Genomic DNA, 25735 nt, shown 5'->3' on the forward strand with positions numbered 1-25735 from the left:
TTATATTAGACACATAACAATGGAAAAAGAGGGATTTGACTTTGAGCGCTTCAAAGAAGAAGCAATGAAAAGCCTGTATGAAGGCAAGAAAATGGGTGGTACTGATGGTGTTTTTGCTCCAATGCTGAAACACCTTCTTGAAAGTATGCTTGAAGGTGAGCTGAATCACCATCTACAAGAAAATAAAGCATCTGGCGAGCTCAATCGTAAAAACGGGAAGACCAAAAAGACGGTACGAAGCCTTCAGTCTGGTCATTTTGAACTGGAGAGTGGCCGTGATCGAAACGGCACTTTTGAGCCTAAGATAATTCCCAAGCGCCAGTTAATCATTACTGATGAACTGGAAGGAAACGTGATTGCCATGTATGCTAGAGGCATGAGCACACGAGATATTTCGGGCTATGTGAAAGAAATGTATGCGATGGACATATCTGCTACGGAAATATCCAACATCACCGACAAGGTCATTCCTGCGATGAACGAATGGCGCAATCGCCCACTTGAATCAGTATATCCCTTTGTTTTTCTGGACTGCATGCATTATAAAGTTAAAGACAACGGCAGTGTTCAAACCCGTGCAGTATACAATATACTTGGGGTAAATCGGGACGGACGAAAAGACCTAATCGGTATTTATCTTTCAGAAAATGAGGGTGCGAAGTTCTGGCTTTCGGTACTGACCGATCTGAAGCAGCGGGGCGTAGAGGATATCCTAGTTGCCTGCATCGACGGCTTAAAGGGTTTTCCCGATGCTATCGAAGCGGTATATCCCAAAACCCAGATCCAACTTTGCATAGTTCATCAGATACGTTCAAGTCTTCGATATGTCCCGGAAAAGGATAAAAAGGCTGTTGTTGCAGATTTAAAACCTATCTATCAGGCCATCAATCAGGATCAAGGCTACGAAAAGCTCTTAGAATTTGATGAAAAATGGGGCAAGAAGTATCCACTTTCGGTAAAGGGGTGGTTGGATAATTGGGGGAATCTTTCTACTTATTTTGAGTATTCACCCGAGATTCGAAGAGCTATTTATACGACAAATGCTATCGAGGCAATGCACCGGCAGGTTAGAAAAATCACGAAAACGAAGGGAGCATTCACCTCGGATCAGGCACTGTTAAAACTAGTTTATCTCACCATTAAGGATATATCCAAGAAATGGACTATGCCTATTCGAAACTGGGGTTTGACAATGCAACAATTACATATTAAATTTGGAGATAGAATTAAGGCCTTCGGCAACTCTTTTTAGGGTTCGCACTCGAGGCTTTCAGCCTCTGAGCACGAACCCTAAAAAGAGTGACGTGACACAGTTCGCTTTACACTCCCATCCAAGCTACTGGTTTGGATCTTTGGGTTTATCAAGGTGGTCCTTGGCAACATCAAGAAACATTTGATTTCCGGTAAGATTGAGCGCGCTTTGGTGAACGTAGGAGGAGGGCTTTAATACAGGTTTTATTTGTTCACTTCGCTGAAGGCATTTCTTTTTTTTATTTTACTTCTCGTACTGATCACGTGACCAATATACATATAAGAAGCTCCTATCATCACGATCCAGACGATTATCGGAGGCATCGATTCTTTCAAAAGGAATACAAATGCCACGGTGAAACTAATTAAGAAAGCGACAATTACATAGATCAATACAAAAGCAGTCTTGGACTCGTAAAAAGAAGGTGGTTTGGTAATGGTGGTACGATTTTCTGTGACTGCTTGTTCGTTCCATCGTTTTATCTCGCTTAGAAAATCCTCTTTAAACGCGAGAAAGTCATTGCTTTTAGTTCTCATACTCGCGAAAAGTTTTGTCTTACTACCATTACTTAGTGTAAGTTGCATGCAATAGTAGTAACGAGTCCAAGGAAAACTGTAATGTTGGATATCACTCCAAACAATATTGAAATCATCTGCTTTACTCCAGGGATAACGTCGCTGCCAATGCCATTTAATACCGTTTTGATTGATTGATAATTTGATTCTACCAACGCCAAATCGCCATCCAAGTAAATATCCTGTAAGCATGTACACACCTATTAATAAAAGAGCTTGATCTTTACTTAAACTAAAGTAATACCATTCTATCATTGGATAACGATCAAATGCATAAAGGCGAAAAGCCATAAGGCTCACGATAAATGTGAAAAAGACCGAAAAATGTCTCATTGGAGATCGTACTTGCACAGCATATCTACGAGTCGAAGAAGCTGTTTTCGAATTCGTCGTCATGATCTTATAAAAGTAATAGTATTTGGGTAATTGCTTAAAATGATTTCACTTTAATTTCGGTTAGCGGCATGCAAAAAAAGAAATCATCATTCAAGGCTAATCTTTACGACACAAAAAACGCAACTCCTAAAGAGTTGCGTTCCATATTAAATCAGCATGTACTTCTTTAAGGATTTGGTTTTACCGTGATATGTTCAGATATCATATAGTTGAATTTCAGTATTTTATTCATCTCTACGTCATTCGGTGCGTTCTTCATTTGCGAGGCCGTAACGTCACCATATATAAATATGTGTGTTTTGCCAACTTGGTAATATTTTAGCGAGAAGAATGAACCGATAATAGCCTGCTCATTTTCAAAGTCATAACTGATGGTGTAGCCCACAATGTTGTCTTTCTCTTCTTTTACCAAAACTATGTTGTCGTTTTCTGCCACAAATTTCTCCATGCTAAAACTTGCCGGATCGGTCGATACCCAAATAGTCAGTTGTTTCAACCCATAATCTTCTGTGTGTTCTATATCGTAAATCTTTGAATGATCTTTAAACGTACCAATTTTTATATCGCCAAATTTTTGATTTTTAAGATCACCGGATTCATGCAGCGCTATCTGTTCTGGGATTCTCAAAATGATGTCGCTATCATATGTATCATCAAATATGGTGTCCACTTTGGTAGTAAGCTTTTCAAGTTTGTTCAATGTAATAGGAGGCTGCTTTTTTAATGTCGCCTTCAATTCGTTGATCTTATGCAGTACCTCATTTTGATAGGCGATAGCTTCAGCAATATCTTCATCGTATTGGTGTTTTTCGATCTTTTCAAACTCCATAATGGTATTTTTTGACTTTGATGATGTCGCGTTATCCTTGAATTTTAGGAGAAAGCGACTATCGTCGAATTCATGATCGTACATTTCATAATAATCCTTGCCGGTAATATGGAGCTGATGGAGACTCCTGAAATCTTTCAAGTTTATTTCTAGCTTTTCTGGCCATTCAAAATGTAGACTTTCATTCTTTCTAACAAAGTGAAAATTGTAGTCGAATATTTCTTCCATCGACATGGCGGTTAGCCCGACAAAAGGCTCATGATCTTCTCTGTATATGTTCTTTATTCGCCAATATGTTTCCTTTTCCTGACAAGAGGATTGCAACGAAATAACCGAAGTAAGCAGTAGGGAGAGGATGATTATATTTTTCATAAAGACTTTTTTTCTTTGGCGTCATGATTTTTTTATCGTGTACTCGCTTTCTGCAAAGTAGCATTAACAGCAACGAAACCAGCGATCGGTTTATTATCTACAGGTAGCCGTTTACAATTCGTATTTGTTGTTTGCCGAGCAATTCATAAATCTACCCCAACGAATTGTAAACGTGTACAGCTATTGATCTCTATTTGTAATTACATTACACTTAATTGCGTCAGTAAAAAATACTAGTGCAAAATCTATGAATTATAATATGAAAACAATGGCACTTTCACTTTTCGTCCTTGTTATGATGAACAGTTGCCAAGGGCAAACGAAATCATTATCGACAACGGTATTGCAATTAGAAAATTTTGATTTCTCTACTCCTGTAAGCACACTGTTGCCTGCGGATACAAAGGATAGTAGTTATGAGGAAGTCTACAACGTAAAAAATACCTCAATGCAGAAGTTCGTAAGTAGAGAAAACGACTACACGGATGAAGCAAAGCCATTGTGGTATGAGTATCGCCAATTCTCCTCCAGAAGTAGTGATGAGCTAGCTCGCTATGATGACTTCGTATTCAATACGTTTAATATGGTGGTTAGTCTGGAAGAAGAAATCATGGTGTTTAATGCCATTGCATCGGACTTGACCAAGCAGGAGAGCGATCAATTTATTCAGCTACTGAATAAAAAACATGGCACTGCCGAACAAACAGAAGGAGAGTTCATGGACTCGTACGAGATATACACGTGGAAATTGAAGGATCGCACGCTCAAGTATGTGCCTTTGTATGATGATGAGATGAACACGCTAAAAATTGCAATCGACCAAGAGAATAAAACATTGGAAGAGGGTGAAAAAAGGCCACATTACAGAGGTCTCTTTTATGTTATACACGCCAAATACAGCGATCAGGTCATTAGCAATTTCCACACGGGCGATCTACTGTATTGTAATTAAATCATTAGCGAGGCTTGATTGGTACTAATTGTAAATGCCTTGGTGCGAATCATAAACGACACAGTTATAATAGCCTGAGATGACTTAAATTTCGACCTAAGATCAGAAAAGTCAATATGAGCAAACTAGTCTGTGTAGCAAAACCATTTAGGATACTGTGTTGTCTGTTATTCCCTTTATGGGGCAGTGCGCAAGAGTGTAATACTCCCCAAATATTGGACTGCTGATTAAATTCGATAATTTAACAGTTGAAAATGAAAAAAGAGCGTAGAAAATTCAGTCCGGTTTTCAAGACCAAAGTAGTCTTAGAAGCCCTTAAAGAAGTTAGTACCATGCAGGAACTTGCTTCCAAATACAGCCTTCATCCCACACAGATCACCGCTTGGAAACGGGAATTTCTGGAGAAAGCTGACACGGTGTTCGGTTCAGAGAAACCTACACAGAAAGAAGAGTCTAAAGAGAAAGAACTTTATTCCAAGATTGGTGAACTTCAGATCCAAGTTGATTTCTTAAAAAAGGTATTGGGGAAATGAGCATGATTGAAAGGCGCGGACTTGTTTCCCCAGGATATGAACCGCTAAGTATTGTGGGGCAATGTAAGCTGCTGAATCTTCAACGTAGCTTCTATTATTTCAAGCCTAAAGGTGAATCCTTGTTGAATCAGTCCATCATGAAGCTAATTGACCGCAAGTTTCGGGACTGTCCATTTTACGGTGTGGAACGGATGACTGCGTATCTCAACAAAGATCTAGGGTATCGTATAAATGCCAAGCGCGTACGGCGTTTATATCGGGTAATGAGCCTTCAATATACTTACTTGCACTAACCCTAGCGTTATCCTACCATACTGCGCACGCCCAGCAGTTGCGCGGCAGGGTTGTATCAAAACATGATGGCCTGCCCATTCGTGGGGCAACGATCCGTCAGTCGGGTCTAGATAATTCTACACTTAGCGATCTTCGCGGCCGCTTTGTATTGGGAATACACCCATCTGCAGAAAGACGATTTGTGGTTGAACATCAGGGCTACCGCTCATTTACGACAGCAATCATGGATACGGATATGGATACGTTGACCGTGCGGCTGGAGGCTGATGTGCGCTCGGTAGACTCAGTTACAGTGGTATCCACCGGGTATCAGCAGTTACCGCGCGAACGGGCAACTGGTTCCTTCTCATCAGTAGATAGGGATCTTTTCAATCAGCAGGTAGGTCCGGATATCATCTCTCGACTACCTGCGATTGCCAGTAGCATCACTACAGATAATAGTTTAACTACACCTAGGCTAATGGTTCGTGGGCTATCCACTATTCAAGGACCTCGTGATCCGTTAATCGTGCTGGACAACTTTCCATATGAAGGTGATATCAACAACATTAATCCTAATATCGTCGAGAGTATCACCATCTTAAAAGATGCCGCAGCATCCAGCATCTGGGGTGCTAGAGCGGCTAATGGCGTGATTGTGATCACCACAAAAAAAGGATCATTTGATAAGCCGATATCTATCGAATTCAACAGCCACATGACCATTACTGCCAAACCAGATCTAGGTTACATCCGCCAAATGTCTAGTGCGGATTATATCGACATGGAAGTAGAACTATTTAATCAAGGATTTTACAATAGCCGCATCTCTTCCGCTTCTCGGCCGGTGATCTCTCCAGTAGTGGATATGCTGAGCAAACTGGCAGAGGGATCTTTAGATGCCGGGCAGGTAGATACGGAATTACAGCGGCTACGAGGCATTGATGCACGGGATCAACTGAATCAGCACATGTATCAAGCTGGGATAAATCAGCAGTACTATTTGGGATTGCAAGGAGGATCTGAAAAGTTGTCTTGGTCATCGGCAGCTGGATATGATCGTAATCGAGATAACTTAGGGGAAGGATATAGAAGGCTGAATCTGCGCTTTGAAAACACCTACAAGCCGCTAGAGTCACTTTCCATACGTACGGGCATCTATTATACCGAGTCGGGAACACGCTCAGGCAGGCTGGGTTATAGCGGTATTTCGATGAACGGCGGCGTGTTTGTTCCATACATGGAACTTGCTGACCAGCATGGCCGGCCAAAGGCCGTATTTAATACTTGGAACAATAGCTATATCAATTCGGTCGGGCAGGGGTTACTGCAGGATTGGAATTACTATCCGCTAACCGACTGGCAGCATAATACCAGTTCTAGCCGCTCTTCAAATATGCTGGCTACCGCCGCGCTTGATTATAAGATACTACCTGGGCTTAACGCCTCGGTTAATTATCAGTTCGAGCGGCAATATGATAGCGGCCAAACGCTTGCAGATCCACAGAGCTACATGGCGCGTGACTTTGTTAACCGCTACACACAAATCAATAATCAAGGGCTGGCCAGTTATGCCGTGCCAAGAGGTGGCATAAATGACCTTTCTGGCAGTATGCTCCGCAGCAACAATGTACGCGGTCAGTTGGCCTATGATCGTAGTATCAGCGATCTGCATCATATCAGCGGCATTATTGGTCTCGAGATGCGCTCGGTTGTTCGGGAGGCTGACCAGCACCGTCTGTATGGGTATAATCCTGATAATATGACCAGCGGTCTGGTGGACTTCACCCGCAGTTACCCTAGTTTTATCTCAGGTAGTAGCTTTATCCCCAACAATCAGTTTGTCTCAGCTACCCAGACACGCTTTTTATCGCAGTATGGTAATGCGGCCTATACCTATCGCGGCAAGTATACGCTCTCAGGCAGCGTGCGCAGGGATGCCAGTAACCTATTCGGACTAAACACCAATGATCAATGGAACCCGTTTTGGTCGGTAGGCGGTGCATGGAAAATCTCTGAGGAATCTTTTTTCAACTCGAATGTAATAGGCTACCTGAATGTTCGAGCCACTTATGGCTTTAGCGGTAATATTGACCCAGCTATGGCGGCGGTGAATACCATTCGCTATTTGCCTGGCAATTCTAATTACACGGGCAGACCCGTTGCTGTAGTTAATAACTATTACAACCCCTCATTGCGCTGGGAGACATCCAACATGATTAACCTAGCCGCTGATCTGCGTATGCTGGATAACCGGATCATGGCTAGCATAGAATACTTTCGTAAAAAAGGTAGCGACCTATTTGGCGCTGCGCCCCTAGACTACACGACTGGCATTCCGCCATACACGCTACGTAATGTAGCCAGCATGTCGGGAAATGGGGTAGATGTGGAACTAAAAACGATCAATATAAAAACAAACGCACTAGAATGGTCGAGCATAGTAAACTACAGTTTCTTTAAAGATCAGATCGAGCAGTACCTGATCAATCGTACTCTAGCTAATCAGTATGTAAATCCGAGCAATGTCCCTATATCGGGCGTGGCGGGCAAACCAGTATATGCGGTATTTGCCTACCCCTGGGCAGGCCTTGATGGACAAACAGGTGCTGCGCAAGGATACTTGGATGGGCAGATTAGCACTGACTATCGTACGATTATCGGAGCAGGAACTACGCTGGAAGAGCTGGAGTTCTTTGGCTCTTCGATACCGACCAGTTTTGGTTCCTTTATTAACTCCTTTGGCTATAAAGGGATCAGTTTGCAGGTGGGGATATCCTATAAGTTGGGCTACTGGTTTCGCAGGGGATCGATTCACTACACTAATTTAATGAATAGCTGGCGCAGCCATAGCGATTATGAGAACCGGTGGCAGCAGCCCGGTGATGAGCTGCATACCGACATTCCAGCAAATATGTACAGCACGAACTCCCAGCGGGATAACTTTTATGCTGGATCTAGCGCGCTGGTGGAAAAAGGGGATCATATCCGCTTGCAATATATCAATCTGAACTACCGTTTGCCCTTGCGAGTTGCTGGCAGACAGCATCAGGTAGAGCTTTATTTGAATGCCAATAATTTGGGAATACTCTGGCGAGCGAATAAGCATGGAATTGATCCAGACTTTAATAATACGGCCGGTACAAGGCTAGTCCGTCCGGCAGGCTACACCATGGGAATGCGCGCAAACTTTTAAAATCAATATAGCGATGGAATTACAAAGCAGAAAATATAGAAACTGGCGAATCAGATTTGTGTCCATACCATCAAAACAGATGGTGTATGCAGGAGTCCTGATGGCCATAGTCATGATCCAATTATCAAGCTGCAATAGCTTTCTGGAAGAAAAGGCGGATCAGCGCTTATCTGTCCCGGCCACAGTAGGGGACTTTCAAGCGATGTTAGATAATTTTGGCAATATAAATAACGACTACGTTGCCGCAGCAGAGGTGAGTGCAGCAGACTTCTATCTAAGTGATGCCGATGTGCGGGGATTAGGATATGAAAGTGATCGCAGACTATACACATGGCAACCAGACTTTGTGGCGCGTCCGCAAAGTTCGGGTGGTGACGAGTGGTACAATTGCTATTATGCAGTTAACATTTGCAATCTGGTGCTTCAGGGTATGGATGAGCAAAATCTAAATGGGGTGCAAGCCGATCAGATCCGCGGCCATGCACTATTTATGCGCGCAAGCCGCTTCTTGGATGCTGCGCAAACTTGGTGTGTCGCTTATAATAACCAGACTTCCCAGCAGGATTTGGGCATCGTACTAAAACTCGATCCAGATCCCAATATACCTTCGGTGCGTGCTACGCTAGAACAAACCTACCAGCAGATTATCAGCGATTTTCAGCTTGCTATTACGCTTTTGCCCGAGCGTCAACCGGGAAAGACAGCACCGACCAGACCAGTCGCGCTCGCGATGCTCGCCAGAACGTATTTATACATGGGAGACTACGACCAATCACTTCAAAGCCTGCACGAAATAGATCATTCAAGTTTAAGCCTTATTGATTTCAACACGATCAGCGAGACGCCACTATATCCGATTCCAGTCAAGAGCAATAGTAGCGAAGAGTTGCTACTGTGGAGCAATACGCTCTATGGCGGGCCGCTGAGTACAAGCATTGCCAAGATAGTCCCCGAGTTATATAATATGTATACAGCGCATGACCTGCGCAAGCGAATCTATTATCGGGCAAACCCAGATGGCACCTATTTTTTTCGGGGTAGTCATACTGCGGCGATGAATGTAACCAACGGAATAAGTTCGGCAGAGATACTACTGATGATAGCGGAGTGCAAGGCGCAGCTGGGAGACCTTGGTGGTGCAGCTGATGCGCTGAATCAACTTTTGGTAACTCGCTACCAAATCTCGAATTTCACAGATTACACATTCATGGATAAAGATACCGCTATAGCGATCATTAGAGATGAGCGACGTAAAGAGCTGGTGATGCGCGCACTGAGATGGGCGGACATAAAGAGATATAATCGGGATGGGGTAGGTATCACGCTGGAAAGAGTTCTCGAAAATCAGCGATACCAGCTACGGCCAAATGATCCGAGTTACGCTATTGCTATCCCAGAGGAAGTAATTGCGCTGTCGAATATTAAGCAGAATCCGCGCTAAGGCAAATCTTGAGATATGTTATTCATTAAAAAGGAGAATGTCATTAAATACTATCTAGGTAATAAAGCAGAGATGAAAGGCTGGAAATCTGAGCACATCATGTTGCTGGAACGGCTACTTCTGCGGGAGATTGATGTATCTGATGAAAACTTTCTTGTTAGGGGTAGCATCATATTTGCAGCTGTTAGTGATGCGATCAAAAACAAAGGAGATCTTCTAGATGTGATAAGAGCAATTGGTGAAACCAAAATACAGGAAATCAAAATACAGAAAGAGACTAACTCAGGAAAACCTAATGATTATTAGATCAGATGCCTACGTTTTTTTAAGATAAGAACAAAAAGCAAGAGGTCAACACATTTTGTGTTGACCTCTATCATTTAATTTGCAGAACTTAAGGACGCCTAGAGTTAGGGTTTAATTGTAATACTGCCTGATTGCTCATTCCACTAAGATAAGTTTCCAGCTCATCCAGATCGTTCGCTTCCACGCTTATTTCGCAGGGCTTTTCTCCGGTGTCACCACAAGCATCAGAGGCGGGGCCGGGTTGCCAGTTATCAATTTCAGAGAACTGACCTTCGGTGTTACTATCTCCGATAAAATGATAGGAATTAACCACCTTGCTGCTAGCAGTCTTGGTTTTAATCATCACGGCATTAAAAGCAAACGTACCGATTGCTATTAATGCTAATATTAATGTGAAGAGTGATGTCTTCACTGCAAATGTGTTTTTCATGTTTTTAAAATTTTGAATGTTTATTAATAGCTTACTTACGATTAAGCGTAAAATATCGTTGATCTTATAAAGGCCTACTAGCCAAGTCTGACCAGTAGACCCACATCGGGAATACTGCGAACTTTCTTCTGTTATATATTTTAAATGTGTTCATGATCAATATTATTTTTCGGTGTTGCAATGTTATGAGCAAGATTTCAATCGCTTCATATTTCAAAGTTAGGGACGAGCGATCGCAAATAGTTGGCAAAATTTTGCCAACTATTTGCGATGGATTTTTCTTATGGGAATGGGTTATATGTTGAGTTAAATTCTGGTATGGCAATGATACATTAGTACACCTAGGAAATCTAGAGGAATCAATATTGATACCTATTTCGTAAATTGCTGCCATACAATCTTACCGAATGACTATTAATCTTGACCGATTTTTAAAAGCACAGAATCAAGTTTATTTGAACGCATTGATCGAAATTAAAGGCGGTCAGAAACAATCGCACTGGATGTGGTATGTTTTTCCGCAGATCGCCGGTTTAGGTAATAGTGATACCTCAAAGTTTTATGCCATTCAAAGTTTGCAGGAGGCATCCGCATTTTTAAGACATCCTGTGCTTGGTCAGAATTTGAGAGAAGTCTCAACTGCGCTATTCAATTTGAACGGTCTAACAGCTCACGATATATTTGGAAATCCGGATGATCTGAAGCCGCATTCCTGTATGACACTGTTTTCTGAAATATCGGAAGCTAAGAACATTTTTCAACAGGTCTTAAATAAATACTTCCAAGGTAAGTTGGATCAAAAAACACTGGAGATTCTAGGCGGCATGAAAACTCAGGAGTAGGCCGGCAAGCTGATTTAAATCCTTTATTTAATAGTTTGGAGATGGTCAATCGCACTGATCACGCTATAACCATTGGGCTACACCACCGTGCCCCGAACAGTTTCCGCTCTTGCTTCTACTAAAACTATAGCTGTCGTCCAGGCAGCGAGTTGTAGCATTTGATGGTGCAGTCTTGTAATGAGTTGCAGATTGAACGCGCTCTCCAGCAGTATTGGCGTAGTGTCTTATTCTGGAAGTAGCAACATTGGTTGTTTGTTTTTCACTGGATAGGTATGCCGAGTTTACATAACCAATCACGCCATTGTAATTCACCCTTATCCATGGACAATCACAATCTTCCATCAGTTGAACAGAGGTGCTCGAGGGTATGGTAGAAGTTGAGATGATGAATTAGGGGCACTCCTCATATTCAAATTAGATGAGGTGTACTTTTGTATTTGTGCTAATTACGATCAATAGCTTCGCAAATAACAAAAGAAGGAATTTCATGACTAGACTGGAGATGTAGGGTAGTAGCGGTTTTTATAATTTATTAAATATAGTGAAATTTATAAATATTGTATAAAGAGGTAGAGATAGATATGAAAAATGGTGCTCAGTTTGAGCACCATATAAAAATAAAGAACGTGTATCAATATTATTCGTCAGTTTGCAATGCAAACTTCTTCATCAGTGGTGCCATATCATCACTCACTTTCTTATCGAGAACTTTTGCATAGAGCTGCGTGGTGCGAATATTGGTATGACCAAGCATTTTCGACACGCTTTCGATAGGGACGCCATTCATGAGTGTTACGGTGGTCGCAAAGGTTCGTTTGGCTACACGATTGCCCAGCGTCTTATTGATACCGCATATGGCAGCAATCTCAACTAAGTATTCATTCATCTTTTGGTTGCTGGATATAGGCAAGGCGCGGTTATTATGAACGCACCAAGGATTCTCCGCATACTTTGCCAGTATGGTAGCTGCTACGGGCAGTAGTGGAATAGAAACCCGTGTGTCTGTTTTCTGGCGATAGGTGAAAATCCATTTTCCACCGTCAATACCAACGCCAATATCGGTTAGTTGAAGTTTATGTACATCGGCGTATGAGAGGCCTGTATAGCAGCTAAACAGGAAGAAGTCACGAACCTGTTCTAATCTTTGCGTTGTCAGCTCCTTCTCGACAATACGGCGCAATTCATCTGAGGTCAAAAAAGTTCTATTCACGGGCTTAGATTGAAGCTTACGACCATCAAAAGGATCGGCATCAATCCATTTATAGCGAATGCAGATTAGAATGATCTTTTTAAGATTCTTCAGATGCTTATTGGAAGTGTTGATGTCATTAAGCTTAACAGATCGAAGATAGAATTCAAATTCATCAATGAATGTCTGATCTAGATCTTTCAGATCAACATCGGATTTATGGTAAATAACCTCAATGAAAGTTTTAATGTGTCTTAGGAGTACCTGATATCGTTTGAGTGTACCTACGGCATACTCGCCATGCTGCACCAGCGTTTGCATTTTTTCATTGTGCAGCTCGATGGCATAACATAAAGTGTAACCGGTATCTGTAATACCTAGGTAGCGTTTTTTAAATGCAGAAATATCAAAACTGGCCTCATCCATCCGAAGATCATGATAGATAGCATGTAACCTCGCATTTAGGTTGTCCAAGAAAGCATTCATTGTTCTGGTTTGTTGCGATTTTCCCAAGAATCTACCAGCGTCGACATTCCACTGTTCTGGGAATGCTTTTTTTCCGGTTGGGCATTCCCACCGCTTTCCATTCAAGGTAACGCGCCAATAAACGAAGGACGGATTCTGTGATTTTTGATTTTTTGACTTCTTCAAAAAGAAGAGTACACTAAAATTAGTCTTCATAACTAAAGAGTTAAGGTGAAACAAAATTAGCTTTGCAGTACTATTTTAACAAGATGTTCTTGGGTTAAACACGTTTAATATCAATAAGTTAAGTCCTTATTCGGTGAGTCATTAGAAAAATTCCAATGACTCACCGAATAACTCACCGCGAATATGCGAATTCGTGCATATTTTGGTGCTATTTCCCAAATAAAAAACCCTGCAATCTGTTGATTTGCAGGGTTTTAATGTTTTTTGGTATTACTCTCTGTGATCCCGCTGGGATTCGAACCCAGGACCACTACATTAAAAGTGTAATGCTCTACCAGCTGAGCTACGGAATCGAACTTCTTATGTCACGAAGTAACCTTCGTTGTTTGAAGTGATGCAAAGGTACGTTTTTCCAAGACAATTGCAAATATCTTTTTCAATTTTCTCTCTGCGCCCCTATATTTATTTGGGATTCTCTTTTCTGTATTCGGTATAAGATTCACTGATATAGATTCTTAAGTCTTCCGGACTGGCGCTTTGAATAAATGATAAACTTGGTCTGTAACCATCCCGAAATAATGGAATTTCATCATCAGTAAGCGGAGTCATGGAGCGAATCAATTGATTGGTGAACACGCGATCGACCGTGCGGTTGTCTCGTTCTGCAATCAGAATATCCAAATTGCTACGTGCTTGCTTACCGCGTCTTCCAAACAGTCGAGAAGGTGAGACCCGAAGTCCGCCACGCTGCTGGCTTGCTTCCGCAGCTTTCCCATCATTTTTGGCGCGTGCAATTTCTGATGCTAACCGACTATCTGACAATCGGGTAACGTATACTTCATTGATCACCAAAGTTTCCTGATCTCTTACTAGATAAACGCGACGAAGTGCTTCTTCGTAGATAAAGATCGTATCCGCTTCGTAACCTCCACCTGATAGACGTAGATAATCATTGGTCTTCGCTTCAATTTTGAAATTACCGTCACTATCCGTCTCTGTTTGCTTATTAGTGCTCAGGTTTTTGACTAATATGCCGCGTAGCTTATTGCTACTTTCGAGGTCATACACTACACCCTTTAATTCCTGACCAATAGCATGAAGCCCAGAGGTCAGGAATACAATTGCCATGATGGTAATTGATAAATACGTTCTTTTCATTTTTAGTTGGCTCTCCAAGTATTGTTTTCTTGATTAATATCGGGATACACATGATCCGGATCGATAGTTACTGACGTCAATCTTTCTGTAGTTTCTAACGCAAATGACCAGCTTTTGTTTCGTTCCCAGATATCTACAGGCAATTTTTTACGTATTTTTTTTCCACTCTCGGTTGTCGCTTCAACGACAACGGGTAGAGCTAATTTTTGTAAGTTGCTGATCTTGATAATGGCGCCTTTTTCTGGCGATAATTCTACGTACCGCACTTCATCAATCGCTTGATCCAACAACCAGTTGTGCTGAAACCAACCACGCCAAAACCAGGCTAGATTTTCACCCGTTTCATTTTCGATCGTGCGAAAGAAATCTTCTGGTGTTGGATGCTTGAAAGCCCAAGCATGTATATATGCTCGGAATGCGGCATCAAAACGTTTTGCGCCAATGATCTCATCACGCAATAACCGCAAACCAAAACCGGGTTTGTAATATGCTAGAATTCCTAAGTTACGCTCGCGCATATTTTGAGGTGAACTCATGATTGGCTCCAATCCTGGTACAGCAAAAGCCGCTGTCATGCTATTGCGATCACCCATCCGGCGCTCATATTCGCCATTGTTGAACGCGGCTGTAGAAAGATCGTTAATGAAGGTGTTAAATCCTTCGTCCATCCAAGCGTGTAGGCGTTCGTTGCTACCCACGATCATCGGAAACCAGTTGTGTCCGAACTCATGATCCGTAACGCCCCACAAGCTGCCTGCTTTTGCTTGGCTAGAACAGAAAGAAATAGCAGGATATTCCATACCACCGACATTAGATGCTACATTGACAGCGACGGGGTAGGGATATTCAAACCATTTTTTAGAATAATACTCGATCGACGCTTTGGTGTATTCCGTAGAACGCTCCCAAGCATTGGCACCATTACTTTCTGCAGGATATGCTGACATAGCCAATGCTGTTTTGCCGCTAGGCAAATTGATCTTCGCAGCATCGATGATGAATGACTTAGAGGAAGCCCAAGCTACGTCGCGTGCGTTTTCTAAGCGGTATTTCCAGGTTAGTTCTTTCTTACCACTTGGCCGCGATTGTTTATTGGACACTTCGGCAGCGCTGCGAATCATCACCGTTTTGTCGCTCTTTTGAGCGTCTTTGTAGCGAGTGAATTGCTCACTCGTATATACGTCTTGTGGGTTCAACAATTCGCCACCCATTACCACAATATGTTCTGCCGGCGCGGTGATCTCTAGGTTGAAATCTCCGTATTCGCAATAAAACTCACCCGGCCCCGTATAAGGAATTGTATTCCAACCTTGCACATCATCATATACGTACACGCGTGGATACCATTGCGCGATAGCATAAATATTACCCTGCTTTGTCTCCAATATTCCAGTACGATCTGCACCATACATCGGTATATTGTACGCGTATTCAATCGTCAGCGTGGTCTTTCCACCGTTTGCTGCTAATGGCTTTGCCAAGTCAACACGCATGCGCGTGTCGTTAATTGTATATTTAGTGTCGTTTTGCCCATTTATACCGACAGAAGCAATCTCATATCCGCCTTTGAAGTCGTTACCAGCACTGCCATAGCGACTATTAGAAAGAGGTACCACTGCTTGTCCGACAGAATTTGGCTCAAAAAGGTTTTGATCCAATTGCAGCCATATAAAATCCAAGGCATCCGGACTATTATTGGTGTAAGTGATCGTCACTTGACCCGAAATTCTGTTAGCCTGATCGTCTAAACGAACCTTCAAATCATAACTCGCGGCATTCTGCCAATAGCTGTGACCAGGACGGCCGCTTGCGGAGCGATACACAGATCCATTATTATTATAAAAGATAGGATGGAAAGCTTCTGTATAATTGTACAGCGACTCCGTAGTCTGCTGTGCTTGAAGCGTAAAAGTGCTGATGGCCATCCCAGCCATGGCTACACAGGATAATAGTTTATTCATTCGTATGCGCTTTTCTATAAGGTTGTTTCGTAAGTTTTTTCGTCGAATCCGACGATCAAGCCCGATGCATGTTCGATGACCGGACGTTTAATCATGCTATTGTGAACAGCAAGAATTTCATTCGCCGAAGGTGCATCCACGATTTGCTGCTGCACTTCGGTCTCGAGCTTCCGCCAAGTCGTACCTTTTTTATTTAATAATGTTTCGTAAGAAACATGTTTTTCCCACGCTGCCAACTGACTAACAGTGGCTTGCTCTTTCTTGAAATCGTGAAAAACAAAAGGTTTGTTATGTTGCGTGAGCCAATCCAGTGCTTTTTTTACGGTGCTACAATTTTTGATGCCGTAAACATGTAAAGGAGAATTATTGGATGCTGTCATGTCATAAAGATATTAAATAATCGTTTATATGGATATAAGCGCGCATAAAACTTGTTGATGGGTTATTTGTTTATGCAGTAAATAACCAGGTACAAAAACATAATTTGATTATAAATCCCGAATAAAATTTGTATTTTAATAAGAAATTTTGAACAGATGCATCTAGATACTATTCACCTCGAAGTAACCTACAATGCGCCCGTAGAACGTGTATGGCTGGCATTAACTGAACCGGATCAGATTCGGGAATGGTGTTTTGATGTGCCCAACTTCTCGGCGGAGCAAGGGACAGAATTTGAGTTCCACAAATTAGGGCATAAACGCATGTTTCTGCATCGTTGTAAAATTTTAGATGCGAAAGATAAAAAGCGTTTGCAATACACTTGGAGCTATCCAGATTTGCAAATTGGCGAGTCCGTCGTCACTTGGGAACTCATCCCTCGTGGTGCAGTGACCTCTGTGCGGTTGGTGCACGAGCATCTTCTTAATCACAAAGAGGGTGGAGACGCGTTCACGGTAGATAGTTTTGATTCGGGGTGGAATAATATTTTGAAGCGTTCATTAGCAGACTATTTAGAAAAATAAACATGGAATTTAAATATATACCGAAAGGTAAAGACGGAATTATTCTGGCTCTGGAGGATGATGTACAATATGGTGAGGTCACGTACGTTTCGCGTACTGATAATGAAATTGTTATAGATCATACAGAGGTAGAATCCTTTGCGCGGGGTAAAGGTGTCGGAAAAGTACTCATCGCTGAGGTGGTAGCCATAGCGCGGGCAGAGAATTGGAAAATCATTCCCCAGTGTCCATTTGCGCTTGCTGAGTTTGATAAAAATGATTCTTATGCCGATGTACGTGCTTAAACGTGATAATTTCTGTGATTTAAGTGAGCATGACTCACTTTTTTTGTTTTCTTTGTAAGCTTACAGATTTTAGAATTGGCTCCCGAATAATATAATGGATGATATAGTTTCATATTTCGCCTCACTAGATCCTTTAGTAGCGGCTTTATTTGCTGGTTTGTTTACCTGGGGCGTTACCGCTCTAGGTGCTGCTTTGGTTTTCTTTTTTAAGGAGATCAATCGCAAGTTTTTAAACATGATGTTGGGATTCACGGGTGGTGTCATGATTGCCGCTAGTTTCTGGAGTCTGTTACAACCCGCAATTGAGATGAGTGCTGGCGAAGGTTTTAAGAAAGTCATGCCCGCGGCGATCGGTTTTGTGGCCGGTGCCTTATTTATTTTTGGGTTAGATAAGTTGATGCCGCATTTACACATTAATTTCTCTAAATCAGAAGGGCCAAAATCTTCCTTGCACCGTACTACTTTATTAGTTATTGCAATTGCATTGCACAATATTCCAGAGGGCTTGGCTGTAGGCGTGCTTTTTGGAGGCGTAGCCTACGGATTGGGTGATGCCACTATTACGGGAGCAGTATTGCTGACGATTGGTATTGGTTTGCAAAATTTTCCAGAAGGAGTGGCTGTCGCGATGCCGCTGCGACGAATGGGATTGAGTCGGTGGAAAAGTTTTACTTATGGTCAGCTATCGGCAATTGTAGAGCCGATCTTTGCTGTGCTCGGTGTTGTCGCTGTTGGCTTTTTTGTGCCATTGCTTCCGTATGCGTTGGCATTTGCTGCTGGCGCAATGATTTTTGTCGTTATCGAAGAAGTCGTGCCCGAAACACAGGCAGAAGGACATTCCGATGTACCGATCTTAGGATTTGTACTGGGATTTGTTGTGATGATGGTATTGGATGTCGCGCTTGGCTAACATCCAATACATCTTGGTATTACAGTTCTTTGCGTAGCCGTGCCACGGGGATATTCATGGCTTCGCGGTATTTAGCCACCGTACGTCGGGCAATAGAATAACCTTTCTCTTTCAGAATGTCCGTCAGCTTCTCGTCTGCCAATGGCTTACGCTTATCTTCGTTTGCGATACATTCTTCTAAGATTTTCTTCACTTCTTTGTTAGAAACCTCTTCACCAGAATCCGTCTGTATGGCTTCTGAGAAAAAGGATTTAAGTAAAAAAGTGCCAAATTCGGTTTGCACATACTTGGAATTCGCCACGCGCGAAACGGTAGAAATGTCCATTTCTATACGTTCGGCAATATCTTTTAAGATCATTGGCTTCAGCATGCGGTCATCGCCCTTCTGGAAGTAATCATATTGATATTCCATAATGGCATTCATGGTTTTTAAAAGCGTTTGCTGTCGCTGTTTGATTGCATCAATAAACCATTTGGCAGAATCAAGCTTTTGTTTCACAAACTGCACCGCATCTTTCATTTTTTTGTCATTCTTTTCTGCCTTTTCATAATGTGCAAACATCTCTTGGTACGATCGAGATACGCGCAATTCTGGTGCATTTCTACCGTTCAAGGTTAGGTGCAACACACCATCGTTGTTAGAAATGTGAAAATCAGGAATCACGTGCAGTTGCTTGCCCGCTACAGCGCCCGAATCGCCCGGTTTCGGATTCAACTTCAAGATCTCCGCGAAGATCTCCCGAAGCTCTGCTGAGTCTACACCGAGCTGTTTCTCAATTTTGTCGTAATGCTTTTTAATAAACTCTTCAAGGTATTTTTCGATCACAATCACCGCCTTCTGAATGATAGGATTGGTCGTGTCTTTTCTTCGAAGTTGGATCAGCAAACATTCTTGCAGATTTCTGGCACCGACTCCGGCAGGATCAAACTCTTGCACGACTTGCAAGATCTCTAAAACATCTGCTTCTTCGGCAATCACATTCTGCGAGAAGGCCAAATCATCAATTAAAGAATGTATTGGTCTCCTTAAGTACCCGTCATCATCAAGGCTTCCAATTATCTGTAATCCAATCTGATATAATTTGTCGCTCAGCGCCAAAAGATCCAATTGGTTGCGTAGATTTTCATAAAATGAATCCTGTATAGCAACCGGAATTTCTTTGCGGTCATCCTCATCATCACCAGAATAAGAGGAGCTATAATCGTTAAAATCGTCTTCTTGTATGTATTCTTCTACGCTAAATTCTTCTTCCGTAGAACGCTCCTCCATTTCAAAATTATCATCTGGGTCGCGGTCTGGGTATTCTTCGGCAGGTTCATTCATATTGGTTAGACTGCCATCTTCCAATGCTGGATTCTCCTCGAGTTCTTCCTTTATGCGTGCATCTAATGAAACCGTCGGCACCTGCAGCAGCTTGATAAACTGAATCTGCTGGGGCGATAGTTTTTGTAAAAGTTTTTGTTGTAAGGTCTGCTTTAACATTAGATGGATTCGTTTGATGTTGTAAAAATAGCTAATTTATACCACAATAGTTAGGGTGATTGCGTAAAATACTTATTTAGGTACAATTATTGCTGCGGCGCTATCTTTTTGTTGACTTTGCCCATTCTAATTGTTAAAAAGCCTTAAATTACTAGGGTAGAGCAGATCTTTTTTTAATATTGAATCGCAGTTTATCAAACAAATTACCCATTTTTACCACATGTTTAAAAGAGTGAAAAATCAGGTTTTACGATGGATATTAATTCTAGTATATGCCGTTATTCTATTCACCTGTGCTATACAGCTCAATTTTCTTGGATTATTTGGTTATTCACCGACCAAGACAGATATTGTCTTGCCTACGTTAAACGTTAGTTCTGAGTTATATACCGCCGATTCGGTCTTAATTGGTCGCTACTTTCGAGAAGATCGTGACCCGGTTGCATTTGATAGTATTTCGCCAGCCATTTTAGATGCCTTGATCGCAACAGAAGATGTCCGATTCTATCAGCACAGTGGCGTAGATTTTCGCGGTCTTGTCGGTAGTGTTGTATCTACCTTACGCGGTAGTGATCGCGGTGGAAGTACCATTACCCAACAATTATCCAAAAATCTCTATAAAACACGTTACCAAGAGTCGCAAGGACTATTAGGTCGGATTCCTGGTGTCGGTATCCTGATTACGAAGTACAAGGAGTGGATGACCGCCTTCAAGCTAGAAAGCCGCTATTCTAAACGGGAAATCATTACGATGTATCTGAATACGGTTTCATTTAGTAATAATGCCTACGGCATTAAATCTGCTTCGCTCCGCTATTTCAATAAACTACCTTCCCAAATTGTAGACAGAGAAGCAGCAGTACTGATTGGGATGCTGAAAGCGACTACTTTATATAATCCGATCCGCAATCCTAAAAATGCTTTTAAACGCAGAAATGTCGTGCTTGGCCAGATGCTCAAAGAGGGATATTTAAGCGAGGCAGAACATAAGCAACTGGTGCAAGATTCTCTGGGCTTAAACTTAAATTACAATGATGTATCTAGCTCCAACGATTCGTATCTGCGTACCGCAGTGGAGAAATGGTTGGACACATGGTCTAAAGAAAACAACATCGATATCTACACGAGTGGTCTTAAAATCTATACGACCATCGATTCTCGCATGCAACGCATCGCAGAGGATAATATGACGGACAGGATGCGTGAACTACAAAATAGGTTTGACAATGTGTGGCGTAATAAAACACCTTGGCGTGATAAAAGCGGGGTAGTTGTGCCTAACTTCTTGGAAGATCAGGCGCGGAATCTGCCAATCTTTAAAGCCTTGATGGAACAACACGGTAATGATGAAGAGCAGGTGTTCAACATTATGCGCCAAACCAAAGAGATGAATGTCTTTACCTGGGATGGAATGGAAAAGAAAGAATTATCCACCATGGATTCCTTACAACATTATCTCACAATGCTGAATATGGGCATGATGGCTATGGATCCGTATTCGGGTGAAGTCAAAGTATGGATTGGTGGAATCAATCATCGTTTTTACAAGTTCGACCACGTGAATCAAGCTCGCCGTCAGGCAGGTTCTACCTTCAAACCTTTTGCGTATATGACCGCATTAGAATCTGGAATGGCACCTTGTGATAAGTATGAAGATAAGCCGGTGCGAATTGAGTTTGTAAATAATAAGAATGAAAACGAAATCTGGGAACCGAAGAATGCGGATTGGAATTTTTCTCATCAACAGATGTCGCTTCGTTGGGCCATGGCTCGTTCGCTCAATAGCGTAACGGCACAGATTACCAATGATGTAGGTTGGGACAATGTGGTAAAGATGGCGCACAATCTCGGTATTACGAGTCCGCTGGCCTCTGTGCCTTCGGTAGGGTTGGGCTCTAATGATGTATCTGTTTTTGAGATGGTACGTGCTTATGCCGCGTTTATGAATAAAGGAAAACGTACGGAACCCGTGTTGGTTTCTAAGATTGTCGATGCTAATGGGCGCGTGGTGGCAGAATTTAAGTCGGAACAAAAACAAGCTATCTCTCCAGAAAATGCTTGGTTAATGAGCTATATGTTGCGCGGAACGCTCGAAGAACCGGGCGGTACTTCGCAAGCATTGTGGGAGTGGGATCTGTTTCGCGACAATAACGAGATCGGTGGCAAAACAGGTACTTCTTCTGATTATGTGGATGGCTGGTACATGGGCGTCACAAAAGATTTAGTAGCAGGCGTATGGGTAGGTTGCGATGAGCAAAGTATACATTTCACTAGCTCAGCGAATGGAGAAGGATCTAAAACGGCATTGCCGATTTATGCTTCTTTTATGGAAGAATTATACAAACATCCAGAATTGGGTGTTACCTTTGGTAAGTTTCCTGAAGCGAGTGTGGATATCAAAAAAAACTATCTTTGCCCAAGTCCTAGAATTCGAGTACAGACTGATTCGGTTAGTACAGAGCTGGAGGAATTTGATATGGAGATGCCAGATTTTGAGGAAATTACTTTTCCGGATATTATCGGACCAGAATTCTAATAGCGTTTTCTCGTGAGCTCGCTATGTCATACATAGTGCATTTTAGTTGATCTGTTGTCACAGGTCGATCCTTATATTATGAAATATATAAATGATATGATTCGCCATCGTTCCCTTATCCCTGTGCTTTTGGGATTTGTGTTTTGTTTGCTTGCGCCTTCTGTCGGAATGAGTCAGTATTTCGGACAGAATAAAATGCGTTATAAGAAGTTGAATTTCAAGGTGTATGACACGCCTCACTTCAACGTTTACTATTACTTAAATAATGATTCGATGATGCATTGGTTGGCAAAAGAATCAGAAGTATGGTACGAGATGCATCAGCAAGTTTTTCAAGATACATTCCTGCGCAAAAATCCAATTATATTCTATAATAACCATCCCGAATTTCAACAGACTACCGCCACAATGGGTGAAATTGGTGAAGGTACCGGAGGCTTTACCGAAGCATTCAAGCAACGTGTCGTGATGCCCATCGCGCAATCCAATCACCAGACACGCCACGTACTGGGCCACGAATTAGTGCACGCCTTCCAGTACCGTATGCTGATCGAAGGCAATGATAGTACGCGGTTAGAAAATATCGGGAACTTACCTTTGTGGATGGTAGAAGGTATGGCAGAGTACTTCTCTATCGGCAAGAAAGATGCGTTTACCTCGATGTGGATGCGTGATGCGTATGCTAGAAAGGATTTCCCGTCTTTACAACAGATGACTCAGCAGTCTCACCGTTATTTTCCATACCGTTATGGACAATCATTTTTAGCGTTCATAGGTGCTACGTATGGCGATACGGTGATTATGCCTATGTTTATTGAGTCGGCTAAATATGGTTACGAAACAGGGATGAAGCGCGTATTTGGATACGATGCGCAGACCATTTCTACGCTTTGGAAGAATTCGATGGAAGATACCTATCGTAAACTTGGAAAAGATACGACCACACGTCCAATTGGTACACCACTGTTGACACGATCTAATGCCGGCCGCATGAATGTGTCACCAACCATTTCACCAGATGGGAAATATGTGGCCTTTTTGTCCGAGCTAGATCTTTTCGGAATCGACCTCTTTCTAGCCGATGCCAGAACCGGTCAGGTACTTAAGAAACTAGGTAGTAGGCAGACAAATAAGGATATAGATGCCTTCAGTTTTATCGAATCTGCAGGTGCTTTCTCGCCAGATAGCAAACGATTCGCTTTCGGCGTATTCAACCAAGGTAAGAATAAGTTGATGATCATCGATGTCGAGAAACGAAAGCAAATGGGTTTGATAGAGATGGAAGGCATTGCACAATTTGCCAATGTAAGTTGGTCTCCCGATGGTGAGACAGTCGCTTTCTCTGGGCTCAAAAATGGACAAAGCGATATCTATACTTACAATTTATCCAGTAAGAAACTCGTGCAATTAATGGATGATTATTACTCCGATGTGCAGCCCAGCTTTTCGCGTGATGGCCGGTACATCGTATTCAGCACCGATCGCGTCGCGTTGCAATCCGATAACCGTTCGGTTGATATTCCAATGAGTTTGGCGATCTACGACTTGCAGGAAAGCACCTTGAAAAATCTAGATATCTTTTCAGGTGCGAATAACCTCAATCCACATTTTTCGGCAGATGGATCAGCGGTCTATTTCCTATCGAACAACGATGGCTTTCGCAATATGTACCGGATTCAATTGGTATCTAAGCAAGTGGAGCGGCTCACCGATTACTTTACGGGCATCAGTGGTATTACGGAATATTCGCCCGCGATGAGTATTTCGGCACAAGACGAGATTGTATATTCTTTCTTCAAAAACAATGAATACAGTGTGTATCGTGCCAATGCCTCCGCTTTTGAGCCCGTGCCGGTAGATCATCAAGTGGTCGATTTTAAGGCGGCAATGCTATTTCCAGATGAAGATCGTGGGGTGGATGTCGTAAACTATAATCTGAGAAATTTTAATGCGTATCAACGTATTTCATCTTCACAGATCAACCCAACACCTTATCGACCACAATTTAAGTTGGATTACCTGACCAACACTGGTATGGGGATGGCTGTCGGTAACCGCTATGGTGCCGGTATGGCTGGCGGCGTATTCGGAACATTCTCTGATATATTGGGCTATAATCAGATAATGGGCGCGCTTACGGTCAATGGCGAGATTTATGATTTTGGTGGTCAAGTCGCTTATATTAATCAGCAAAGTCGCTGGAATTGGGGTTTTTCTGCGTCGCATATTCCTTTCCGCTACGGATTTACGGAGTTCAATGAACAAGATTTGGGGCAGGGCAATGAGTTGGTAGAGAATACTTACTTGATGCGTCAGTTCCAAACGCAATTAGAAGGTTTCGTGGCCTACCCATTCAACCGCAATCATCGCTTCGAAGTGGGAGCGGCCTACGCGCGGTATGGATTTAGAGCTGAGCATTGGCGCTTTGGTCGTAGCACCGGCATTAGCGATCGCCGTGCCATGAGTGCCGACGACGCCATGCGATTGGGATTAGGGAATTTAGAATCGTTTGCGATGCCGCAGGTCACGGCTGGTTTTATTGGCGACAATACGGTTTTTGGCATTGCAGCGCCGCTACAAGGTTACCGTTATCGGATGACCGTTGGCCAAAGTTTTGGAGAATACAATTTCCAAGTGTATAATTTCGATTATCGTCGTTATGAACGTCTCAAGCCTATTACATTAGCAGCACGTGTTTATTCTTATATGCGTGTAGGCGAGGGCGAAGATCGCTTTCAAGGATTGTATATTGGCTATCCTTTTCTAATGCGTGGTTACGAGCGTATTCAAGATCTTTCTGGTCGCGTCACGTTTAATGATTTGGTGGGGTCGCGTATGGCTGTAGCCAATTTTGAGGTACGATTACCATTTACTGGTCCAGAAGGTTTAGCGATGTTCAAATCCGGGATCCTATGGTCCGACCTGAATCTGTTTTTTGATGCTGGCTTAGCATGGAGTCGCGGCAATACGGTGCGGTGGAGCAAGAACGAGTCCGATCGTATTTTGGTCAACAATCCGAATGGGGAATCTTTGTATGAGTATGATCCGCAAGTGCGTGCCCCATTGTACAGTGTTGGTATCTCGATGCGTGTCAATTTGTTTGGCGCGATGATATTAGAACCTTATTATGCCATACCATTATTGCGTAGTCGCTCGCAGTTTGGTCACTTCGGATTAAACTTTGCGCCAGGCTGGTAGTCT

General features: G+C 42.5%; 22 protein-coding genes and 1 tRNA gene. 13 read left to right on the forward strand and 10 right to left on the reverse strand.

What is annotated here, in order from left to right; genetic code table 11:
- The first annotated feature begins 19 nt into the window (after positions 1 to 19).
- On the forward strand, positions 20 to 1252 hold the full coding sequence (locus tag AC3IRT_RS06705; RefSeq protein WP_489393422.1) for an IS256 family transposase: 1233 nt from the start codon (positions 20 to 22) through the stop codon (positions 1250 to 1252).
- A 203-nt stretch (positions 1253 to 1455) separates the two neighbouring features.
- Here the strand turns inward: AC3IRT_RS06705 and AC3IRT_RS06710 are convergent, their stop codons facing one another.
- Positions 1456 to 2223: a hypothetical protein gene (locus AC3IRT_RS06710; protein ID WP_489395631.1), complete on the reverse strand. Its 768-nt coding sequence runs from the start codon at positions 2221 to 2223 to the stop codon at positions 1456 to 1458.
- 166 nt (positions 2224 to 2389) lie between these two features.
- Positions 2390 to 3424, reverse strand: a complete 1035-nt coding sequence (locus AC3IRT_RS06715) for a hypothetical protein (protein ID WP_489395632.1) — start codon at positions 3422 to 3424, stop codon at positions 2390 to 2392.
- A gap of 247 nt (positions 3425 to 3671) precedes the next feature.
- Between AC3IRT_RS06715 and AC3IRT_RS06720 the strand changes: the two genes are divergently transcribed.
- The 6 genes from AC3IRT_RS06720 to AC3IRT_RS06745 all read left to right on the forward strand — a co-directional run bounded on the left by AC3IRT_RS06720 (position 3672) and on the right by AC3IRT_RS06745 (position 10125).
- Positions 3672 to 4376: a hypothetical protein gene (locus tag AC3IRT_RS06720; RefSeq protein ID WP_489395633.1), complete on the forward strand. Its 705-nt coding sequence runs from the start codon at positions 3672 to 3674 to the stop codon at positions 4374 to 4376.
- Positions 4377 to 4630: 254 nt separating this feature from the next.
- Positions 4631 to 4909, forward strand: a complete 279-nt coding sequence (locus AC3IRT_RS06725; protein WP_489393147.1) for a transposase — start codon at positions 4631 to 4633, stop codon at positions 4907 to 4909.
- Entirely contained in the window at positions 4906 to 5202 is a 297-nt protein-coding gene (locus AC3IRT_RS06730; protein WP_489395634.1) for an IS3 family transposase, read from the forward strand. The genes AC3IRT_RS06725 and AC3IRT_RS06730 overlap by 4 nt, the downstream gene beginning before the upstream one ends.
- Positions 5203 to 5240: 38 nt before the next feature.
- Positions 5241 to 8378 (forward strand): SusC/RagA family TonB-linked outer membrane protein, encoded by a 3138-nt coding sequence (locus AC3IRT_RS06735; RefSeq protein WP_489395635.1) that lies wholly within the window; start codon positions 5241 to 5243, stop codon positions 8376 to 8378.
- Between the two features lie 13 nt (positions 8379 to 8391).
- Positions 8392 to 9819, forward strand: coding sequence for a RagB/SusD family nutrient uptake outer membrane protein (locus AC3IRT_RS06740; RefSeq protein ID WP_489392994.1), 1428 nt, complete (start codon positions 8392 to 8394; stop codon positions 9817 to 9819).
- Positions 9820 to 9834: 15 nt separating this feature from the next.
- Entirely contained in the window at positions 9835 to 10125 is a 291-nt protein-coding gene (locus tag AC3IRT_RS06745) for a hypothetical protein (RefSeq protein WP_489392993.1), read from the forward strand.
- An 88-nt stretch (positions 10126 to 10213) separates the two neighbouring features.
- Here the strand turns inward: AC3IRT_RS06745 and AC3IRT_RS06750 are convergent, their stop codons facing one another.
- Entirely contained in the window at positions 10214 to 10555 is a 342-nt protein-coding gene (locus tag AC3IRT_RS06750) for a hypothetical protein (protein ID WP_489392992.1), read from the reverse strand.
- 407 nt (positions 10556 to 10962) lie between these two features.
- Here AC3IRT_RS06750 and AC3IRT_RS06755 point away from each other — a divergent pair, with 407 nt between their 5' ends.
- Positions 10963 to 11397, forward strand: coding sequence for a DUF1810 domain-containing protein (locus AC3IRT_RS06755; RefSeq protein WP_489392991.1), 435 nt, complete (start codon positions 10963 to 10965; stop codon positions 11395 to 11397).
- 63 nt (positions 11398 to 11460) lie between these two features.
- Here AC3IRT_RS06755 and AC3IRT_RS06760 read toward each other — a convergent pair whose 3' ends face one another.
- The 6 genes from AC3IRT_RS06760 to AC3IRT_RS06785 all read right to left on the reverse strand — a co-directional run bounded on the left by AC3IRT_RS06760 (position 11461) and on the right by AC3IRT_RS06785 (position 16736).
- The gene (locus tag AC3IRT_RS06760) at positions 11461 to 11739 is read right to left on the reverse strand and encodes a DUF3761 domain-containing protein (RefSeq protein ID WP_489392990.1); all 279 of its coding nucleotides are present in this window, start codon (positions 11737 to 11739) and stop codon (positions 11461 to 11463) included.
- A 295-nt stretch (positions 11740 to 12034) separates the two neighbouring features.
- A complete protein-coding gene (locus tag AC3IRT_RS06765) occupies positions 12035 to 13267 on the reverse strand; it encodes a site-specific integrase (protein WP_489392989.1) in 1233 nt (410 codons plus the stop codon).
- 250 nt (positions 13268 to 13517) lie between these two features.
- Positions 13518 to 13590 (reverse strand) — tRNA-Lys (locus AC3IRT_RS06770).
- Positions 13591 to 13699: 109 nt separating this feature from the next.
- Positions 13700 to 14395 (reverse strand): carboxypeptidase-like regulatory domain-containing protein, encoded by a 696-nt coding sequence (locus AC3IRT_RS06775; protein WP_489395636.1) that lies wholly within the window; start codon positions 14393 to 14395, stop codon positions 13700 to 13702.
- Positions 14396 to 14397: 2 nt separating this feature from the next.
- A complete protein-coding gene (locus AC3IRT_RS06780; protein WP_489395637.1) occupies positions 14398 to 16356 on the reverse strand; it encodes a M1 family metallopeptidase in 1959 nt (652 codons plus the stop codon).
- A gap of 14 nt (positions 16357 to 16370) precedes the next feature.
- The gene (locus tag AC3IRT_RS06785) at positions 16371 to 16736 is read right to left on the reverse strand and encodes a Spx/MgsR family RNA polymerase-binding regulatory protein (RefSeq protein ID WP_489395638.1); all 366 of its coding nucleotides are present in this window, start codon (positions 16734 to 16736) and stop codon (positions 16371 to 16373) included.
- Positions 16737 to 16892: 156 nt separating this feature from the next.
- Between AC3IRT_RS06785 and AC3IRT_RS06790 the strand changes: the two genes are divergently transcribed.
- From AC3IRT_RS06790 to AC3IRT_RS06800, 3 genes are all read left to right on the forward strand, one after another.
- The gene (locus AC3IRT_RS06790) at positions 16893 to 17321 is read left to right on the forward strand and encodes an SRPBCC family protein (protein ID WP_489395639.1); all 429 of its coding nucleotides are present in this window, start codon (positions 16893 to 16895) and stop codon (positions 17319 to 17321) included.
- Positions 17322 to 17323: 2 nt separating this feature from the next.
- On the forward strand, positions 17324 to 17605 hold the full coding sequence (locus AC3IRT_RS06795; RefSeq protein ID WP_489395640.1) for a GNAT family N-acetyltransferase: 282 nt from the start codon (positions 17324 to 17326) through the stop codon (positions 17603 to 17605).
- 94 nt (positions 17606 to 17699) lie between these two features.
- Positions 17700 to 18515 (forward strand): ZIP family metal transporter, encoded by an 816-nt coding sequence (locus AC3IRT_RS06800; RefSeq protein ID WP_489395641.1) that lies wholly within the window; start codon positions 17700 to 17702, stop codon positions 18513 to 18515.
- A gap of 19 nt (positions 18516 to 18534) precedes the next feature.
- Here the strand turns inward: AC3IRT_RS06800 and rpoN are convergent, their stop codons facing one another.
- Positions 18535 to 19998, reverse strand: a complete 1464-nt coding sequence (gene rpoN, locus AC3IRT_RS06805) for an RNA polymerase factor sigma-54 (protein WP_489395642.1) — start codon at positions 19996 to 19998, stop codon at positions 18535 to 18537.
- A gap of 220 nt (positions 19999 to 20218) precedes the next feature.
- On the opposite strand from rpoN, the gene AC3IRT_RS06810 reads away from it, so the two are divergent.
- Positions 20219 to 22534: a transglycosylase domain-containing protein gene (locus AC3IRT_RS06810; RefSeq protein WP_489395643.1), complete on the forward strand. Its 2316-nt coding sequence runs from the start codon at positions 20219 to 20221 to the stop codon at positions 22532 to 22534.
- 78 nt (positions 22535 to 22612) lie between these two features.
- A complete protein-coding gene (locus AC3IRT_RS06815; protein WP_489395644.1) occupies positions 22613 to 25732 on the forward strand; it encodes a basic secretory protein-like protein in 3120 nt (1039 codons plus the stop codon).
- Positions 25733 to 25735 lie beyond the last annotated feature (3 nt).

Source organism: Sphingobacterium sp. KH_072 (assembly GCF_057837975.1).

Excerpts from the sequence above, each read along its gene's own strand:
- AC3IRT_RS06775 (WP_489395636.1), bottom strand. The coding sequence starts at position 14,395 with ATGAAAAGAACGTATTTATCAATTACCATCATGGCAATTGTATTCCTG.
- AC3IRT_RS06720 (WP_489395633.1), top strand. The coding sequence starts at position 3,672 with ATGAATTATAATATGAAAACAATGGCACTTTCACTTTTCGTCCTTGTT.
- AC3IRT_RS06780 (WP_489395637.1), bottom strand. The coding sequence starts at position 16,356 with ATGAATAAACTATTATCCTGTGTAGCCATGGCTGGGATGGCCATCAGC.
- AC3IRT_RS06725 (WP_489393147.1), top strand. The coding sequence starts at position 4,631 with ATGAAAAAAGAGCGTAGAAAATTCAGTCCGGTTTTCAAGACCAAAGTA.
- AC3IRT_RS06760 (WP_489392990.1), bottom strand. The coding sequence starts at position 11,739 with ATGGAAGATTGTGATTGTCCATGGATAAGGGTGAATTACAATGGCGTG.
- AC3IRT_RS06740 (WP_489392994.1), top strand. The coding sequence starts at position 8,392 with ATGGAATTACAAAGCAGAAAATATAGAAACTGGCGAATCAGATTTGTG.
- AC3IRT_RS06815 (WP_489395644.1), top strand. The coding sequence starts at position 22,613 with ATGAAATATATAAATGATATGATTCGCCATCGTTCCCTTATCCCTGTG.
- AC3IRT_RS06755 (WP_489392991.1), top strand. The coding sequence starts at position 10,963 with ATGACTATTAATCTTGACCGATTTTTAAAAGCACAGAATCAAGTTTAT.
- AC3IRT_RS06705 (WP_489393422.1), top strand. The coding sequence starts at position 20 with ATGGAAAAAGAGGGATTTGACTTTGAGCGCTTCAAAGAAGAAGCAATG.
- AC3IRT_RS06715 (WP_489395632.1), bottom strand. The coding sequence starts at position 3,424 with ATGAAAAATATAATCATCCTCTCCCTACTGCTTACTTCGGTTATTTCG.
- AC3IRT_RS06795 (WP_489395640.1), top strand. The coding sequence starts at position 17,324 with ATGGAATTTAAATATATACCGAAAGGTAAAGACGGAATTATTCTGGCT.
- AC3IRT_RS06785 (WP_489395638.1), bottom strand. The coding sequence starts at position 16,736 with ATGACAGCATCCAATAATTCTCCTTTACATGTTTACGGCATCAAAAAT.
- AC3IRT_RS06810 (WP_489395643.1), top strand. The coding sequence starts at position 20,219 with ATGTTTAAAAGAGTGAAAAATCAGGTTTTACGATGGATATTAATTCTA.
- AC3IRT_RS06750 (WP_489392992.1), bottom strand. The coding sequence starts at position 10,555 with ATGAAAAACACATTTGCAGTGAAGACATCACTCTTCACATTAATATTA.
- AC3IRT_RS06800 (WP_489395641.1), top strand. The coding sequence starts at position 17,700 with ATGGATGATATAGTTTCATATTTCGCCTCACTAGATCCTTTAGTAGCG.
- AC3IRT_RS06790 (WP_489395639.1), top strand. The coding sequence starts at position 16,893 with ATGCATCTAGATACTATTCACCTCGAAGTAACCTACAATGCGCCCGTA.
- AC3IRT_RS06730 (WP_489395634.1), top strand. The coding sequence starts at position 4,906 with ATGAGCATGATTGAAAGGCGCGGACTTGTTTCCCCAGGATATGAACCG.
- rpoN (WP_489395642.1), bottom strand. The coding sequence starts at position 19,998 with ATGTTAAAGCAGACCTTACAACAAAAACTTTTACAAAAACTATCGCCC.
- AC3IRT_RS06710 (WP_489395631.1), bottom strand. The coding sequence starts at position 2,223 with ATGACGACGAATTCGAAAACAGCTTCTTCGACTCGTAGATATGCTGTG.
- AC3IRT_RS06745 (WP_489392993.1), top strand. The coding sequence starts at position 9,835 with ATGTTATTCATTAAAAAGGAGAATGTCATTAAATACTATCTAGGTAAT.
- AC3IRT_RS06765 (WP_489392989.1), bottom strand. The coding sequence starts at position 13,267 with ATGAAGACTAATTTTAGTGTACTCTTCTTTTTGAAGAAGTCAAAAAAT.